Annotated in this window: 20 protein-coding genes and 2 tRNA genes; 13 read left to right on the forward strand and 9 right to left on the reverse strand. The window is 55.1% G+C overall.

All coding sequences use genetic code 11. From position 1 onward, the window contains the following. Positions 1 to 32: 32 nt before the first annotated feature. The 3 genes from B472_RS13515 to B472_RS13525 all read left to right on the forward strand — a co-directional run bounded on the left by B472_RS13515 (position 33) and on the right by B472_RS13525 (position 1,632). Positions 33 to 1,292 carry an acyl-CoA dehydrogenase family protein gene (locus B472_RS13515; RefSeq protein ID WP_019428354.1) on the forward strand — a complete coding sequence of 420 codons (1,260 nt, stop codon included), beginning with the start codon at positions 33 to 35 and terminating at the stop codon, positions 1,290 to 1,292. Between the two features lie 108 nt (positions 1,293 to 1,400). Next, positions 1,401 to 1,477, forward strand: a tRNA-Pro gene (locus tag B472_RS13520). Between the two features lie 78 nt (positions 1,478 to 1,555). After that, positions 1,556 to 1,632: transfer RNA gene (locus B472_RS13525), tRNA-Arg, on the forward strand. Between the two features lie 66 nt (positions 1,633 to 1,698). Here the strand turns inward: B472_RS13525 and fliS are convergent. The 9 genes from fliS to B472_RS17235 form a co-directional block, all read right to left on the reverse strand. Next, positions 1,699 to 2,121: a flagellar export chaperone FliS gene (gene fliS, locus B472_RS13530; RefSeq protein WP_019428355.1), complete on the reverse strand. Its 423-nt coding sequence runs from the start codon at positions 2,119 to 2,121 to the stop codon at positions 1,699 to 1,701. A 143-nt stretch (positions 2,122 to 2,264) separates the two neighbouring features. Next, complete coding sequence (locus B472_RS13535) at positions 2,265 to 2,861, reverse strand: hypothetical protein (protein WP_019428356.1); 597 nt, start codon at positions 2,859 to 2,861, stop codon at positions 2,265 to 2,267. Positions 2,862 to 2,865: 4 nt separating this feature from the next. Beyond that, on the reverse strand, positions 2,866 to 3,342 hold the full coding sequence (locus B472_RS13540) for a hypothetical protein (RefSeq protein ID WP_133176098.1): 477 nt from the start codon (positions 3,340 to 3,342) through the stop codon (positions 2,866 to 2,868). 93 nt (positions 3,343 to 3,435) lie between these two features. Then, positions 3,436 to 4,146 carry an RNA polymerase sigma factor FliA gene (fliA, locus tag B472_RS13545; RefSeq protein ID WP_192877872.1) on the reverse strand — a complete coding sequence of 237 codons (711 nt, stop codon included), beginning with the start codon at positions 4,144 to 4,146 and terminating at the stop codon, positions 3,436 to 3,438. A 2-nt stretch (positions 4,147 to 4,148) separates the two neighbouring features. After that, positions 4,149 to 4,973 (reverse strand): MinD/ParA family protein, encoded by an 825-nt coding sequence (locus B472_RS13550; RefSeq protein ID WP_019428359.1) that lies wholly within the window; start codon positions 4,971 to 4,973, stop codon positions 4,149 to 4,151. A gap of 11 nt (positions 4,974 to 4,984) precedes the next feature. Further along, entirely contained in the window at positions 4,985 to 6,487 is a 1,503-nt protein-coding gene (locus B472_RS13555) for a hypothetical protein (protein ID WP_019428360.1), read from the reverse strand. 6 nt (positions 6,488 to 6,493) lie between these two features. Then, positions 6,494 to 8,611 (reverse strand): flagellar biosynthesis protein FlhA, encoded by a 2,118-nt coding sequence (flhA, locus tag B472_RS13560; protein WP_019428361.1) that lies wholly within the window; start codon positions 8,609 to 8,611, stop codon positions 6,494 to 6,496. Positions 8,612 to 8,806: 195 nt separating this feature from the next. Continuing rightward, positions 8,807 to 9,067: a hypothetical protein gene (locus B472_RS13565; RefSeq protein WP_019428363.1), complete on the reverse strand. Its 261-nt coding sequence runs from the start codon at positions 9,065 to 9,067 to the stop codon at positions 8,807 to 8,809. Positions 9,068 to 9,205: 138 nt separating this feature from the next. Then, a complete protein-coding gene (locus B472_RS17235) occupies positions 9,206 to 9,592 on the reverse strand; it encodes a hypothetical protein (protein ID WP_019428364.1) in 387 nt (128 codons plus the stop codon). A gap of 166 nt (positions 9,593 to 9,758) precedes the next feature. On the opposite strand from B472_RS17235, the gene B472_RS13575 reads away from it, so the two are divergent. The 10 genes from B472_RS13575 to B472_RS13620 form a co-directional block, all read left to right on the forward strand. Continuing rightward, positions 9,759 to 10,514, forward strand: a complete 756-nt coding sequence (locus B472_RS13575; RefSeq protein WP_157951981.1) for a flagellar hook-length control protein FliK — start codon at positions 9,759 to 9,761, stop codon at positions 10,512 to 10,514. A gap of 23 nt (positions 10,515 to 10,537) precedes the next feature. After that, positions 10,538 to 11,119 carry a flagellar basal body-associated protein FliL gene (gene fliL, locus B472_RS13580; protein ID WP_019428366.1) on the forward strand — a complete coding sequence of 194 codons (582 nt, stop codon included), beginning with the start codon at positions 10,538 to 10,540 and terminating at the stop codon, positions 11,117 to 11,119. Between the two features lie 30 nt (positions 11,120 to 11,149). Beyond that, a complete protein-coding gene (fliM, locus tag B472_RS13585) occupies positions 11,150 to 12,148 on the forward strand; it encodes a flagellar motor switch protein FliM (protein WP_040506114.1) in 999 nt (332 codons plus the stop codon). 21 nt (positions 12,149 to 12,169) lie between these two features. Continuing rightward, entirely contained in the window at positions 12,170 to 12,481 is a 312-nt protein-coding gene (gene fliN, locus B472_RS13590) for a flagellar motor switch protein FliN (RefSeq protein ID WP_019428368.1), read from the forward strand. A gap of 16 nt (positions 12,482 to 12,497) precedes the next feature. After that, complete coding sequence (gene fliO, locus B472_RS13595; RefSeq protein ID WP_019428369.1) at positions 12,498 to 12,809, forward strand: flagellar biosynthetic protein FliO; 312 nt, start codon at positions 12,498 to 12,500, stop codon at positions 12,807 to 12,809. Further along, a complete protein-coding gene (gene fliP, locus B472_RS13600; protein ID WP_019428370.1) occupies positions 12,806 to 13,558 on the forward strand; it encodes a flagellar type III secretion system pore protein FliP in 753 nt (250 codons plus the stop codon). Before fliO ends, fliP begins: the two co-directional genes overlap by 4 nt. A 12-nt stretch (positions 13,559 to 13,570) precedes the next feature. Further along, positions 13,571 to 13,840, forward strand: a complete 270-nt coding sequence (gene fliQ / locus B472_RS13605; RefSeq protein ID WP_019428371.1) for a flagellar biosynthesis protein FliQ — start codon at positions 13,571 to 13,573, stop codon at positions 13,838 to 13,840. Between the two features lie 18 nt (positions 13,841 to 13,858). Beyond that, the gene (gene fliR / locus B472_RS13610; protein ID WP_019428372.1) at positions 13,859 to 14,635 is read left to right on the forward strand and encodes a flagellar biosynthetic protein FliR; all 777 of its coding nucleotides are present in this window, start codon (positions 13,859 to 13,861) and stop codon (positions 14,633 to 14,635) included. After that, positions 14,628 to 15,791, forward strand: a complete 1,164-nt coding sequence (flhB, locus tag B472_RS13615; protein ID WP_019428373.1) for a flagellar biosynthesis protein FlhB — start codon at positions 14,628 to 14,630, stop codon at positions 15,789 to 15,791. The genes fliR and flhB overlap by 8 nt, the downstream gene beginning before the upstream one ends. After that, the coding region (locus B472_RS13620) for a hypothetical protein (protein WP_133176099.1) at positions 15,788 to 16,653 on the forward strand (866 nt) is incomplete at its 3' end. The genes flhB and B472_RS13620, both read left to right, overlap by 4 nt.

Here is a 16,653-nt window from a genome sequence, read left to right on the forward strand (position 1 = left end):
AAACCACCACCCCAACCCTCAGGAGAGAGACCATGGATTTTGAATACACCCCCAAGGTCAAAGACATGCAAGCGCGCTTGCTGGCCTTCATGGACGAACACATCTACCCCAACGAAGCCCGCTTCTTCGCTGAAATCGCTGAGAACCGCGCCAAAGGCAATGCCTGGGTCCCTACAAAAATCGTCGAAGAACTCAAACCCAAAGCCCTGGCTGCTGGTTTGTGGAACCTCTTTTTGCCCAAGTCGACCCGCGCCCCACAGGGCCTGTCCAATTTGGAATACGCGCCATTGTGTGAAATCATGGGCCGCGTGCCTTTTGCTGCTGAAGTGTTCAATTGTTCCGCGCCAGACACGGGCAACATGGAAACACTGGAGCGCTATGCCAGCGAAAGCCTCAAGGACGAATGGCTCGAGCCCCTGCTCCGTGGCGAAATTCGCTCGGCTTTTTTGATGACCGAGCCGGATGTGGCGTCATCAGACGCCACCAACATCGAGTGTGAAATTCGCCGGGACGGTCACGAGTACGTCATCAACGGCCGCAAATGGTGGTCGTCCGGCGCGGGTGACCCACGCTGCGCGGTCTACATCGTCATGGGCAAGACCAACCCCGATGCGGGCCGTCACGAGCAACAGTCCATGATCGTGGTGCCCGCCAACAGCAAAGGCATCACGGTCGTGCGCGCTTTGTCTGTGTTCGGCTACGACGATGCGCCACATGGCCACATGGAAGTGCTGCTCAAAAACGTGCGCGTGCCAGCTGAGAACATCTTGCTGGGCGAAGGCCGTGGCTTTGAAATCGCCCAAGGCCGCTTGGGCCCTGGCCGCATCCACCACTGCATGCGCACCATCGGTATTGCCGAGCGTGCCCTCGAGCTGATGTGCAAACGCCTGAACGAACGCGTCGCCTTTGGCCGCGAAGTGGCTCGCCAAACTGTGTGGCAAGAGCGCATCGCCGAGTCGCGCTGCATGATCGAGCAAGCCCGCTTGCTCACGCTCAAAGCCGCTTACATGATGGACACCGTGGGCAACAAGGTGGCCAAGGCCGAGATCGCCATGATCAAGATCGTGGCCCCTAACATGGCCTGCCAAATCATCGACTGGGCCATTCAGGCCCACGGCGGTGGCGGTGTCTCGCAAGACTTCCCTCTGGCTTATGCCTACGCGCACCAGCGCACTTTGCGCTTGGCCGATGGCCCAGACGAGGTGCACCGCAACTCGCTGGCCAAGCTGGAACTGGCCAAGCAATTGGCGCTTCCCGGTGACATGGGCATGCCCATCACGCGCGGCAGTTGAAGCACTGAGGCCTTCCCTGCACGGTTGCAAGGCTGTCGCAAGGGGGGCTTAGATTTTTGCGGCGCAGGTCATGAAAAGCCTGTGTTTGGAGGTTAGAATACGTGCAGTCGGAGCGTAGCGCAGCCTGGTAGCGCATCTGCTTTGGGAGCAGAGGGTCGCGAGTTCGAATCCCGCCGCTCCGACCATTTATTCAATGCCCAACCAGCGCATTGACACCGTTGATCCAACAATAAAGGCCCACTCTAGGGCCTTTTGTGTTTTCACTGCCCGTAGCTCAGTTGGATAGAGCAACAGCCTTCTAAGCTGTGGGTCACAGGTTCGATCCCTGTCGGGCAGACCATTTTTTTGTTTAAAAACCAAAAAAGCCTCTAGAAGAGGCTTTTTAGGGTGGTCGAACTGACGCGATTCAGTTGGGGTAGGGTCGAACAGATTGAGTTTGGTTGAGCAAACTTGGCAGAGTTTGCCACGCCTGAGCGATGTCTTGAATCAAACCTTGAACTTCTTCCAAAACCGACAAATCGTTGTAGGCGTTGACATGGAGCAACCTGCGGGTGACATAGGCATACAGTTCATTGAGATTTTGAGCCAACTCACCGCCACGCTCAAAGTCGAGCGCGCCTTGCAAACCCACCACGATGCGACCCGCACGCGACAAGGCCTTGGATTTTCCCTCGATGGCGTTGTTTTGGATGTGACCCTTTGCAGACGCCAGGCTCTCGGTCAAGCCATCGAACAGCATTTGAATGAGTTGGATGTTGTCAGCAGTGGCAACCCCAGTCACCACTTGAACAGAGCCGTAGCTTTCAGCAAATTTGGAATAAGCGCGCATGGAAAAAACCCTTAACAACTTCAGTACTAAGAGAATCGACCCGGCGATTGGAAACTTGAGGAGAAAATTGTGGGAATGACGGCCCCAGTCAAAACAGTTTTCAGGGTTCAGGACGCCGAAACCAAAACCGCAGAAGCTTGTCTTCAGACGGTGTCCGTGGCATCGGCCTTGAGGCCAGAAGCGGATGGCATGAGCCACTCCGACAATGGGCTGGAAATATCCAGCTGCGCCTTGGCATAAAGATAACTCCCCGCTTCATCCAAAGCCACGCGCAGGGGCCCCCAATTGGCCTCAGGCGTTTGAGCGGCTTGTACACCACACTGGTAAATGGCATTGGCTTGGGCGGGCGGTATCCACGACTCCACCGTACCGGCCGAGGTGGTGATCTGCCGTGCGTTTTTGGGCTCACCAGACATGCCCCTTTGGCCATCTTTAAAACCTTCTCTGTACAAGGCCTCCACATGTTTTGACAAAACCACTTGGTACGGACCTTGCAAATCAAAAATAGCCAAAGGGTCCATGTCACTGTCAGGTCGACCCGTCATGGCATCCCAAAGCTTTTTGGACGACATCCCCAAAAAAGGCAATGAAACAGCTTGTGCTGGTTTTTGTTGCTGAATGGATGAGAGGACTTGGCGGGTTTCTTTTTCGATGGTGCTGACCCTGTCAATCAGGTAAATGATCAACACCAAGATGACCAATAAACCAATGGCCATGAGTGCGTTCATCAAAGCATCCATGGCGTCAGCGAACGCCTGCCTCGGGATCGGTCGGTGTGCTCAAAGAACCTTCTTCGCCAGATTCCGGGACATCTTGTGAAGCCAATTCTTCTCTCAAAAAATTCATCACCTGAAACGGCTCTTTCAGCCGAAGGTCGTAGTAACTGATCTGATTGGCCAGCGCCTGCATGGCCTCAATGGCTTTGGGAGCCGTCATCTCCATTTTCTGGTACTTCGCTCCGAGCCCAAAAGCCTCGTTGGCATGTTCTTCGGGCAGGTAAACGTAAATATCGGTTTCGCCAGCGCGGATTTTTTGAAATTTTGAAGGCACAGGCAAATCTGGCGCGGGTTTACCTTCCATCAAAGCCAAGTTGGCATGCTCTTGCCAAAGGGCGGTTTGTTCGGCGCCCGCAATGAAGGTTTTGTCCAAGTGCGCTCGGCAAAGCATGCCCATTCGCATGCGCACGATGCGTGCGTCGTGCGTGTCGGACTTCAAACTCACGACTTTTTCATATGCTGCAACAGCCCGCTTCATTTCTTCAGCGGGATTGTTTTTGTTAAAAAAACCGAGCATAGGTTTGAACTTTTTTTAAATCTAAGAGATTTGTAGATTTTGCCGTAATTTTTTAACAACTGCAGAAAGTATTTGACTAACACGGGACTCACTGACCCCCAGAACTTCACCGATTTCCTTGAGGTTCAACTCCTCGACGTAGTAAAGCGACATGACCAAGCGCTCACGCTCGGGCAACTGATCAATCGCCGCCACCACAGCCTCCATGAATTCCGCTTCTTCGACCATGATTTCAGGCTGCATGGCGCTGTCAGCGGGCATGCTCATGACCTCATCGGTCACAACCTCCATGGAAAAGGTCTCAAAGCGCTTGGCCTGACCGCGCTCACGGTGAAACTCTTCGATGTCCTTGCCCATGAACAAAGCCAATTCGGCTTGGGATGGGGCACGGCCCAACTCTGCTGCCAACACGTGAACCGCCTCGTTCTCACTTTTGTTGAATGCTACGGCCGATCTGGGCAAGAATGACTGCCGCCTGACTTCGTCCAAGATCGCGCCACGGACCCTGCTCAAGGCAAAGTGCTCAAATTCAAAACCTTTGGTGGGGTCGAACGAGCGTGCCGCCTCAATCAGGCCCACCATACCCACCTGAACCAATTCATCGAGCTCCATGAAGGGGGGAAGTCGGGCTTTCAGGTGCACCGCCACCCGCTTGACCATGGCCATATGGCCCAAGATCAGGGACTCATGGCGATTTTCAGCCTGCTCGTAATGAGAAATGGTATGGGCCACGGTCACTCCCCTGGCTGCGAGACTCGCAGCATGCGTTCGGAGAAAAACTGCACACGCCCGGACGGGCCGTCCGTGGGGGGCAGCTGGTCGATGGCCTCCGCCAATCCTCTGAAATCGCGCGAAGCGGCACTGCCTGGCGCAAACTCCATCACGGAGGTGTACTTTCGGAGTGATTGCAACACCATTTCATCGGCCTCAATCGATTGCAAAAATTTGATCGACACACCCAGAAACCGGTTGCAGACGTCATTCAGGCGTCGGTGCAATTGGCGACCTTCCTGAGCGCCAGAGACCATGTTTGGAATCAGGTAAATTTCATCGAGCGATTGCTCTGTGGCCATCACCTTGATCAAACCATAGGCGTCTGCAATGGATGAGGGCTGGTTGCACACCACCACAAATCGGCGCTGGCATGCCGCCATGAACTCCAAAACAGCCGGTGCAATACCGGCCGCCACGTCCACCACCAAATAGTCAACAGGCTCTTGAAGGCTGTCAAAAGCACGGACCATGCTGGCGATTTGGATGGAATCCAGTGCGGCAATGTCGCGCAAACCTGAAGCCCCTGGCACCAAGCGAACACCTTGCTTGGTGGTCACAATGACCTCGTCTAAAGTCTTTTCACCGGTCAACACATGGCTGATGTTGAAGGGCGCGTGCGCGCCTAAAGCAATTTGCGCGTTGGCCATGCCCAAATCACCGTCCATCAGCATGACCTTGTGACCTCGCATGCACAGGGCCACGGCCAAATTGATGGCCACGGTGGTTTTTCCAGCCCCGCCCTTGCCGCTGGCCACACCGATCACTTGAGGAAACTTGAAATCCATGTTGTCGCTTCTTATGCTGAGGGTGATGGCTTGGATCGGACAGGTGAACGGGTTGAAACGCTTGGGCCCATCAGCGTGGGAATTTCAATCTCATCTGAAACCACTGGTTTGACTTGAACCTTGGCCCTCACTTTGGGCTTCGCAGCCACGGCAGCGGCAACATCACTGATGGGGACAGTATAAGGCGCTGCAAGCACCGGTTTTTTGTGCGCCACAGGGGGTTTCGGCTGATCCGCTAAAACCATTGGAACGGACTCGTTCACAGTGCTCAAGCCAGACAAAGGCATCATGGGTGACAAAGCCAAAGCCACCAATTGCGCTGGATCAAAACCATGTGCCTGAGTAGAGATTCGACTGTCTCCCGCTACCCAAGATACAGGCAAGCTGTTTTCCGTCAGACCTTGAACCAAGGCCCAAGGGTGAGCTGCCTCGTCCATCTTGCTGAGCATCAAAGATGCCCAAGGTATCGCTGATATTTGGAGAATTTTGCGCACGCTGGTGACCGTCGCATCAACCGGCAAAACAGCATGCCTTAAAACTTGTGGGCAATGCAAATGCAACTGGGCTGCTTGTGTTCCAAAATCCACGCCACAAGTATCAATCCAAACCGTTTTACCCTGCAAATCCTCTAACAAAGCATTCAACATGTCGGCATCCGAAACGCGGAAGCAGTCGACCCCCGATTGCGAAGCCAAAAGTTGCATCTGCGCCCAAGCCCCGGGACGGTGGTCAGCAAAGCTCACCATCGCCTGCTTCTCTGGACCGAGCTTTTGGGCCGAGGCCAACGCCAGGCGCCCGACCATGGATGTTTTGCCAGATCCGGAGGGCCCACACAGGGCATGCGCGACTGCAGGCTGCAACTCATAATCCGGACGCATCAAAGAAGTCACCAACAAACGCTGCATCACCTCCATGGCCTCGTCCTTGCTGTGCAGCGGCTGGATGCTGTCTGTCAAAAGCGCTCTTAAAGCGGCGGGAACGCCTATTTCATTCATGGCTTGCATCAGGGGCTGGATGTCTGGCGAGAGTCGTAATCCATCTTGCCAAGGCTGCATTTGACGCGACAAAGTGAACTCTTTTCGCAAAGATGCCATCTCTTGCCGCAACATGTCCACAATCTCCAAACTTCTCTGGCTCTCGTGGGCGCTGTTCAAGCGTTCACCGTTTGTCACAGGTGGCAAGGCTGACACCGCCCTTGAGCTTGTCTGATTTTTTTTGTGTTCTTGCAACCCGTCTTCTGATACACCGATCTCCTGCTCGGAATTGACTTCGTCAAGCAATTGGGAAAACGGCACAAAGGGCATCTGAGCTTTGGCATGCGATGAAGATTCAGCCTTCGGCAAAGACGCGTCGGCAGCAGGCGACACCGCAGGATCGACATCGGTGGCGACGATCAACTCGATTTGATTGTCCAACCGCTGGCTCGAAATGATGAGGACGTCGTTGCCATACAACTGAATGGCTTTTTCGTTGGCCGAGCGGCTGTCACGAGCCAAAATGCGTTTGAGTTCCATGATCTATCAAGCCTTGGTCGCTGAGGGGTTGTTTCGGGGGTCGGCGTGCACGGTGTTGATCACCTTGACGGGCTGGTCATCTGGGATTTCGCTGTAGGACAGCACCGTCAAATCGCTCACCCGGTACCGCACGGCCTTGGACATCCAGGGTCGAATGGCCGGCGAAACCACCAAGACGGCTGGCAAGCCCTGCTCTTCGGTGGTACGGGTGCTGTCGCGTAACGCGGCGAACAAACTTTCTGCCAAAGCGGGCTCCAACACCATGCCCGCAGAACCGCTGTTCTGCTGCAAGACGTTGTGCAAAAGTTGCTCCAACTGGGGGTCCAATGTCAAGACAGACAAGGTATCCCGACTCTCCAAAAGTCCTTGCACAATCATCCGGCCCATCTTGGGGCGAATCAATTGCGCCAATTGATCTGGGTCTTGAGTACGCCCGCAGACCTCCGTCAGGGCCTCCACCACGCTGCGCATGTCACGGATCGGCACAGACTCTTGCAAGAGGTTTTGTAGCGTCCGTGTCACGACACCCAATGAGAGCTTACCCGGCACCAATTCTTCGACCAGTTTGGGAGATTTCAGGGCCAATTTATCGAGCAACTTTTGCGCTTCATCATGGCTGAGCAGTTCAGATGCGTTTTCGCGCAAAACTTTGTTCATGTGCGTGGCAATGGCCGTGCTCGGATCCACCACGGTGTAACCCAGTGCACGGGCCTGATCTCGCCATGCGGGCTCAATCCACACCGCCTCAAGACCAAAAGCGGGCTCTTTGGTCGCCTGCCCCTCCACTTTGCCGTAAACCTTGCCGGGGTTGATGGCCAACTCTCGGCCGACTTTCACCTCGCCGCGACCGCGCACGACACCGTTGAGAACGATGTGATAGGCATCGGGTTCCAAGTTCAGCGCATCCCGGATGCGGACTGGCTGGACCAAAAAACCCAACTCAGCAGAGAGTTTTTTGCGCACGCCCTTGACACGGGTCATCAGCTGCCCACCCGACTCCACGTTCACCAAAGGAATCAAACCGTAACCAATTTCAAGACCGATCAAATCCACCTGCTCCACATCGTCCCAATCGAGCTCTTTCGGCGTTGAATCGAGCGCAGCAGGCGGCGCAGCGGCGCCCTGCTCTAACAACATTTGTTTGCGCATCACCATGAAGCCCACGCCAGCGGTGGCCGCGGCCAAGGTCAAAAAGACCAAATGAGGCATCCCAGGCACCAAACCCATCACCATCAAAATACCTGACGAGATGAACAGGGCAGGCACATTGGACAACTGGCTGCCGGCCTGTTCGGTCATCGACTCGGAAGTCGTCACCCGCGTCACAATGATCGCCGTGGCCAAAGACATGAACAAAGCTGGAATCTGGGCCACCAAGCCATCGCCAATGGTCAGCAGCACATAAATACGGCTGGCCTCACCCACTGGCAAGTCGTGCTGACCGATGCCAATGGCCAAGCCACCCACAATGTTGATGATCAAAATCAACAAGCCTGCTAAAGCATCACCGCTGACAAACTTGGAAGCACCGTCCATCGAGCCAAAAAAGTCCGACTCTTGCGCGAGTTCTTCTCGGCGTTTTTTAGCGGTTTCTTGGTCAATCACACCCGCGTTCAAGTCCGCATCGATCGACATTTGCTTGCCCGGCATCGCATCCAGCGTGAATCGGGCATTGACCTCTGACACACGCCCGGCACCTTTGGTCACCACGAAGAAGTTGACGATCATCAAAATCACAAAGATGATGAAGCCCACCACATAGTTGCCACCAATCACAAACTCGCCAAACGCCGCAATCACCTTGCCGGCAGACTCTGGGCCCTCATGCCCCTTGACCAACACCACCCGGGTCGAGGCCACGTTCAAAGCCAAACGCAGCATGGTGGCGAACAACAGCACGGACGGAAAGGATGAAAACTCCAAAGGCTTGCGCGTGCCAATGGCAATCATGATGACCACCAAGCCGATCATGATGTTGAAGGTGAACAAAATGTCCAACAGCAACGGCGGCAAAGGCACCACCAACATGGCCATGATCAACAAGACCAAAGCCGGCAAGCCCAATCCCGCCAAATTAAAGCTGGAAAGGTTCTGCCGAATCGCTGACAGGGTCAAAGTGTTCATGAAGTGATGGAATCAAACAAGGCGATGGGGTGTGGGTTTTTCAACACCTTGAAGCAAGTCGCGTGCCACAACCCGCTAAATTGATCTGCCCTTTTTCGCATTCACGCCGTAAAACTGGTGCGCAAATTGCTGTAACCAGATAAGAAGGTGATCAGCGGCCATTTTTTGCCGCAGCTCTGCCACCGCCATCCGACCCTAACCCACCCGTTGAAGCGTGAAGACCATGAACCTGACAACCATTGACATTTCAACGCGATCCACAAGCACCAGTACGCTGGAAGCGATGCCCACATTGGATGAAAAAGTATCCAAAAACACCACTGTAGAGTTTGGCGCTGTCATGAACACTTTGCTGGCCAAAAACAGCGTCGCAGAGGCATCGACCTCTTTTTCCGATGCCCGCCAAGACCCACTGGCCCTCTCGGAGGCGCTGACAGAAGAGGCACTGGCCGACATGCTGAACCTGACCCCAGGTCTGGTCACTGTCGGTGAAACCCTGGTTTTGACGGCCGTTCACCTCGGACCTCATTTGCAAGTCATCACCCCCCAAACCGCTGCACCTGAAGGCCAGAGCTTAGAGGTCTTTGCACGCTCTCAGGGTCTGGATGAGGCGGCTTTGCAGTGGTTGATGGGCCAATCCAGTGCGTCGCACTTGACGAACACAACACCCACAAACGCGACATCAGCCTCAGCCTCAGCCTCAGCCTCAGCCTCAGCCTCAGCCTCAGCCTCAGCCTCAGCCTCAGCCTCTGTCTCTGCCTCAGTACCAGCACCAGCACCAGCACCAGCATCAGCCTCCGCAATAGCACCAACACCATTTTCAGTTTCAGTTTCAGCACAATTACCCATTGCACCTTCCAGCCCTACAGCACCAGCGGCGGGCGGCTCACAAGAACTGGCTAGCCTTGACTTGACTTTACCCACCCCATCAGGCAACTTCTCCCCCCCTGCAGCCACAGCTGAAATGAGCAAAGTGCTCATGGCCCCTGAAACGATCCGCCCAAACAAAACAGGTACCGGTTCGAACTCGGGGACTGACCTTGACGGGGGCACGATGAAGATGGCAGCGCTTTTGCAGCCAGAATCAGAACCCTCATTGGAACCCCTGGAAATCACCCACCTGAAACTCCAATCCGCCACTGACTTGATGAAAAGTCCACCAACTTGGGCTGCTGCAAGCACAACAGCATCCGAATGGCTGCAAAGCAACACCTTGGCGGTCCAGCTGGTCAAAGCCCATGTCAGCAGCAAATTAGAGCCCACGCCTGCCCTCTTGGACTTGAGCGCCCTTTTGCCGGCCGACCTTCAAGGCAGCTTGGAATCTATGGCCATGGACGGTTTCGCTTCTGGTCAAGACTCACCCTCGCAAGGACAAGGCCAGCTCAACGGGCGATCAGACGCCAACCCGTTGACGCGCACCGATTCAACTTCGAATGCGATGAACCCGGCCGAGCAAGACAGCGCCCAAAGGCGTGAGAACATCAGCACCTTGGCTGAAAAAATGGGGCAAGCCGTGGGACAAAGGATATTGTCTGAGCTGGAGCGCGGACAATGGCACCTCAAACTGTCTTTGAGGCCTGCTACCTTGGGACATATCGAGGTAGAAATGCGCATGCGCAGTGGAGAAATGGATGCCGTATTCACCGCGCCACAAGCCTTGACCCGCGAACTGCTGAACGAAGGCATGTCCAAACTGAAAGACACCCTGAATCAAATGGGCATGGATGTTGCTTCACTCAAGGTAGACGATGGGCAAAGCCGTCAACGTGGCGGAGAGTCGACACCTGACCGGCAAGCCCAACTCAAGGACAATGCACCCACCGACTCGGCGGATGCGCCAGTGTTTTCAAGCGTAGCTGCCCCAAACAAAATGGGCACTGATGGCTGGGATGTGCTGGTGTAAGCAATATTCAAGAAGGAATCAACATGGCTGATGAAGAAATTGAAGTCGAAGGCAAAAAGAAATCTCCTCTCATCAAGATCATCGTGATTGCCTTGGTGGCCATCCTGTTGCTGGTCGGCACTGTGGTCGGCACCTTGTTTGTGACCGGGTTTTTTGACAAAAAAGACACCGTTGCAGCCGAAGAGGCCCTGAAAAACCTCGAAAGCGGTGCGGCCAACAAGGCTGGCGCCAATGCGGCAGATGCAAGTCCTCAGAAGGTGGCCAAAGAATCACCGGAGCTCCAGCGCTTTGAAAACAGCTACATGGAGCTGGAAAAGCCCCTGGTCTCCAACCTCACCAATACTCGCAAGGTGATCCAGCTCAACCTGGCCATCATGACCCACTACGACGAGCGGGTTTTCAAGAACGCCAAAAAACACGAGTTCGCTCTGCGCTCGGTGGCATTGGATGTCATGCGCCAAATGACCGAAGCCGACTTGGCCAAGCCCGAATTTCGCAAAGATCTGGCGGCCAAAATCCGCGAAGAGATGAACGCTGTGCTTCAGAAGTACGAAGACTTCGGCGGCATTGAAGAAGTCTATTTCACCAGCTTTGTGGTTCAGTGAACATCTTGAAGTTAGAGCAGTGCATTGACCATGTCCGATACCCAACCCCTGTTGTCCCCTGAAGAATTGGCCGCCTTGTCGGCGAGCCTCAGCGACGGCACACTGGACAGCCAACCTGGCTACAACGTGGATGTGCAAGTTCGCAAGCACGACTTGGCCGCCGAAGACAGCAGTTTGGGCGTGAACGTTGCCTCATTGGACATGATCAATGAGCGCTTCATCCGCATGTTCCGTTTGGGCATGCTGGAGGTGCTGCGCACCAGCCCCCGCATGAACCCCACCCGAACCCAAATGGTTCGTTTTGGGGACTATGTGAAAGAACTCAAAGCGCCCTTGTCGGTCAATATTGTGCGCATGAGCCCCTTCAGGGGTTACGCCATGGTGGTCATTGAGCCCACCGTGGTGTTCAGCTCGCTGGACAGTTTCTTTGGTGGATTTGGGCGGGGTGTGGGGCAATTGCCCGCAGGACGTCTTTTCACCCCGACCGAAAGCCGCATCATCAAGATCATCTTGCAGGTCTTCTTTCGCTCTTTCAAAGAAGCATGGGCACCGCTGACTGCCGTAGATTTCGAGCACGTCAGCTCAGAAATCAACCCACAATTTGCACAAATCGTCGATGAAAACGATTTGGTCATCCTGTGCCGTTTTGAATCAGAGATAACCTCGCAAGGCTCCGGTTTTGTCGACATGGTGATCCCTTACGTGGCCCTCAAACCTGTGCGTGACCTGTTGCGCAGCCGGGTTCAAACCGGCGATGGCAACGAAGATTCAGACAAAGTCTGGCGCGAGCAACTCACAGATGCCGTGCATGACGCCGAACTGGAAATCCAAATTTTGCTGGGCAAACTCAGTGTTTCACTGAGCCAGCTTCAATCCATGCAGCCGGGTGACATCCTGCCCTTTAAAAAGGCCGACTTTGCCCGCGCCATGATCGAAGACATGCCCGTTTACGACGTCGAAATCGGCGCCATGGGCAGCCAGGTGGCCGTCAAAATTGTCAACGCCGTCAGCCCCAATACACCGGCCTGATCTCCATTTCAAGGACCTCCCATGAGCGAAATCACCGATCAAAACGAACCGCAGCTTGACTCCAGCGACAAGGGCCAGATCCATACTGATGTGTTGCAAAACATACCGGTCACCTTGTCCATCGAAGTGGGACGTGCCCAAATCAAGATCCGCGACCTGATGCGACTGACCCAAGGCAGCGTGGTCGAACTCGACCGCATCGCAGGAGAACCCCTGGATTTGCTGGTCAACAACACCGTGGTCGCTCAGGGCGAAGTGGTGTTGGTCAACGACCGCTACGGCATTCGCTTGACACGGGTTGTCCCGGCGTCCGAACGCTTAGACAACCTCTGAACGCCGGCACCGCCCCATGAACACTGGATGGACCTTCGTCGACTGGCTGCAATATGCCCTGAGCTTTGCTTTGGTCATTGGCTTGTTGCTGGCCCTGCTGTGGACTTTGCGGAAAATGCAAAACGGCTCCACCATGCTGCGCAAGAAAAACCAGCGCATGCACACGGTTGAAACCCTCTCCGTTGGCACTCGGCAAAAAATTTTACTGATTCAAGTGGATGGTCAAGATGTCCTGGTGGGCGTGACCGCACACCAAATGACCGCCCTGTCCACTTGGCCTGCCCATTCGGCCATGCCAACTCACCTCTCCAAAGAAACCCCGCCATGAAGCGCCACCTCAGCCTTGGGCTGATCCTGACCCTGGTCTTTGGCCTCTTGCCCGTGCTGGCCCAAGCTGCACCCGAGTTGCCCGCCATCACAGCCACCAACACCGCTCGCGGCACGCAGTACAGCCTGACACTGCAGTTGTTGGCCTTGATGACGACCTTGTCGGTCTTGCCATCGCTGTTGCTGATGATGACCGCTTTTGTGCGCATCGTGATCGTGATGTCCTTGCTGCGCCAAGCCTTGGGCACCGGCCAAACGCCACCCAACATGGTCATCGTGGGTTTGTCCCTGTTCTTGACCTTGTTTGTCATGACCCCGGTGCTGACCGAGGTTTACCAAACCGCTTTGCTGCCCTACATGAACCAAGGCTTGAGCTTTGACAAAGCACTGGCCGCCGCCGAAAAACCCATTCGCGCATTCATGCTGCTGCAAACCCGTGAAGACGACATCGCCATGTTCATGGAGATCGCGCGCAACACCAATTTCACCAGCCCGCAAGATGTCCCTTTCACCACTTTGGTGCCGGCATTCTTGACCTCAGAACTCAAAAGCGCCTTCACCATTGGCTTTCTGATTTACATCCCCTTCGTGGTCATCGACCTCATCGTCGCCAGCGTGCTCATGTCCATGGGCATGATGATGTTGTCCCCCATGATGATCTCGATGCCCTTCAAGCTCATGCTGTTTGTGTTGGTTGACGGTTGGAGTCTGATCATGGGATCGCTCGCTGGCAGCTTCGCCATGCCCTGAAAGAGAACCACCATGGATACCGCTACCGTCATCGATCTGAGCCGCCACGCCATGTGGACCATTGCCTTGGTCAGCGCCCCACTGCTGTTGGTGGCATTGGCTGTGGGTTTGGTCATCGGCATCATCCAGGCCGCCACCTCCATCAACGAAATGACGTTGAGCTTCATCCCCAAATTGATTGCCGAAGCCGTGGCCTTGCTGTTGTTTGGTGGTTGGATGATCAACACACTCGTGGATTTCACGCGCAATATTTTTCAGCGCATCCCGACCCTGTTCCTTTGATCCGAGCGTGGGTACAGCATGAACTTTTTAGCAGCTGACATCGTAGAAAGGTTCTATACCTTTTTGTGGCCCATGCTGCGCATTTCGGCCCTCATGATCACGGCCCCTATTTTTTCGCTCAGCGCTTTCAACACCCGCATGCGGATTCTGATGGCTTTGGTCTTGACGTGGCTGGTGTACCCCTTGCACACCTGGCCGGTGATCGATCCCACATCCGCTCAGGGTTTGGTGGAAGTTTTCAACCAAATCATGATCGGCGCCACCATGGGCCTGATTTTGCAAGTGGTGGTCGCCGCCGTGGTGGTTGCGGGCCAAAGCATCGCCGCCGCCATGGGTTTGTCCATGGCCAACATGATCGACCCCAACATGGGCAACGTGCCCACGATCTCCCAGCTGCTGATTGTGATGTCCACCCTGATCTTTGTCGGTTTCGGCGGTCACGCCATCATGCTCGGTTTGATTGTGGAATCGTTTCAGAGCCTGCCCATTGGCACCTCCATCATGAACCAGGCGGCCTATGGCCGTGTTTTGCAATGGAGTTCCATGATGTTTTTAGGTGCAGTCCTCATGGCACTGCCCGTCATGGTGGCCTTGTTGTTCATCAACGTGGGCTTGGGCGTGGTCACCCGGGCTGCACCCAGTTTGAACATTTTTGCCGTTGGCTTTCCCGCCATGATCATGGCTGGCTTTGTGATCTTGATCATGTCCATGGACAGCATTGGAGGTCGGATCAACTGGCTATGGGTGCAAGGGTTTTCGGTGGTGCGTGATGTTTTAGGGGTTTCCCGTGTCTGACAGCGCCCAAGAAAAAACCGAAGAACCCACGGCGCAAAAGCTCAACAAAGCGCGCGAAGACGGTGAGGTCCCCCGCTCCATCGAGTTGCCTGCTGCTGCGATCGTCATTGGTGTCTTTCTGCTGCTGATGTTGACGGGCAGCTGGTTGGTCAAACGCCTTTCCACCGTGTTTGCACAAGGCTTTGTGTTTGATCGACAGCTCATCGAAAAACCTCTTTTGCTGCCCGCTCACTTTAGCGAACAACTGTTGGCCGCTTTCGTGCTGTTACTCCCCATCATTGCTTTCACAGTGGCCGCTGCCCTCATCTCATCGGTCATGACCGGAGGTTTTGTTTTCACCTTCAAAGCGGTCATGCCCAAAGGCTCGAAAATCGACCCTATCGGCGGTATGAAACGTATTTTTGGCACCCATGCCATCGTCGAACTGTGCAAAGCGATCCTTAAATTTATCTTAGTAGCAGGTGTGCTTTGGTGGTCCCTGTTGGCCCACATGGACACACTGGTCCTGATTGGCCGAATGGACTTGGAGCCCGCCCTCAGCGCTGCGGGTTACATGATCGTCGAGTCAGGTTTATGGGTCGCCTTGAGTCTGGCTGTCATTGCCATGATCGATGTGCCTTATCAAAAATATGCCTTCAACAAGCGCATGAAAATGTCGATGCAAGAGATCAAGGACGAATTCAAGCAAATGGAAGGAAGCCCTGAAGTCAAAGCCCAAATTCGCCGTCGCCAACGCGAGATGTCCAATGCTCGCATGATGGAGCGTGTCAAAGATGCCGACGTGGTCATCACCAACCCTGAGCACTTTGCGGTTGCTCTCGAATACGACCCCACTGGCGAGGGCGCCCCCATCATGGTGGCCAAAGGTTCTGACCACATGGCGGCGCTGATTCGTGCTGAGGCCACCGCGCATGGGATCCATATTTTTGAAGCAGCACCGCTGGCTCGAGCCATTTACTTCACCACTGAAGTCGAACAACAAGTTCCAGAAGACCTTTATCACGCTGTGGCGCAGGTGATTGCCTACGTCTTCAGCCTGGAAGCCGCATCGCCGATGAACCCAGCGCGCCCTCGACCCACCGTCAAAGTACCGAGCAACATGGAATTCAGCCCTGAAGGCCTGCGCGCCAGCGCCGAGAAAGCTGCCGCCGTATGAACATCCCGATTACCCCAGCAGCACTGACGGTCAACGATTTTGTGTTCCGCTCGGCCGACCGCATGCGGATTGACGGCTGCACCAACGCCATCGCCAGAGAGGGCCTCAGCCTCGCCTTGCAATGCGAACACGAAGCCTTGATTGACCACTATTTAGGGTTGCTGCTGGCTCGGCTCAGGCAGCAAGCACCCGAGCACAGCATTGAGGTCTACTTCCCCACCAATGCGGACGCCCTGCTTGCGCGTTTCAACGACGCATTGGCACGCCAATCCCTGGCGCAGGCCACGCAGAGCCCAGAGGCCTCGAGTCAGGCGCAAATTTGGGTGGTGCATGACGCACAAGCACTGCCCGAGACCGAAATCCAGCTTCTGGCTCGGCTCATCCAAAACTTTCCTGGCGCCAACATCCGGGCCATTTTGCTCATGACGGGTGTGCGCGGGTCACACCACAGCCTGGCGGCTTTTGGTCGAAAAATACTGCGCTGGGAAATCGAGGCACCCAATCCAGAGCAAAGCCAAGCTGCTCTCGAGTTGGCCCGCTCCGAGGGTCGGATCGCGCCAGTTCAACAACTTCTCCGGCGCATCCAGTCCAGGGCTTGGTCAGACGCAGCTTCGCCTGCCCTGATGACACCCGACGATTTCGCGCCCTCTGCACCCATTAAACAAGCTGTGGCGGCTCCAAAGTCGCCCAAGTCTGAGGCCCGCTCTCGCATGGACGGCTTTTACCAACACGGCCTGAGCGCCATCCAATCCGCTCGACAAGCCTTGGGCCTACTGAACCGCAAAAACCTGCGAATGGCCTTGGTTTTGGCAACTGTTTTGGCGGCTGCGGCGCTGGTCATGTTGTGGATTCAACCAGAGGC

This window comes from Limnohabitans sp. Rim28 (genome assembly GCF_000293865.2).
Classification (GTDB): Bacteria; Pseudomonadota; Gammaproteobacteria; order Burkholderiales; family Burkholderiaceae_C; genus Limnohabitans_A.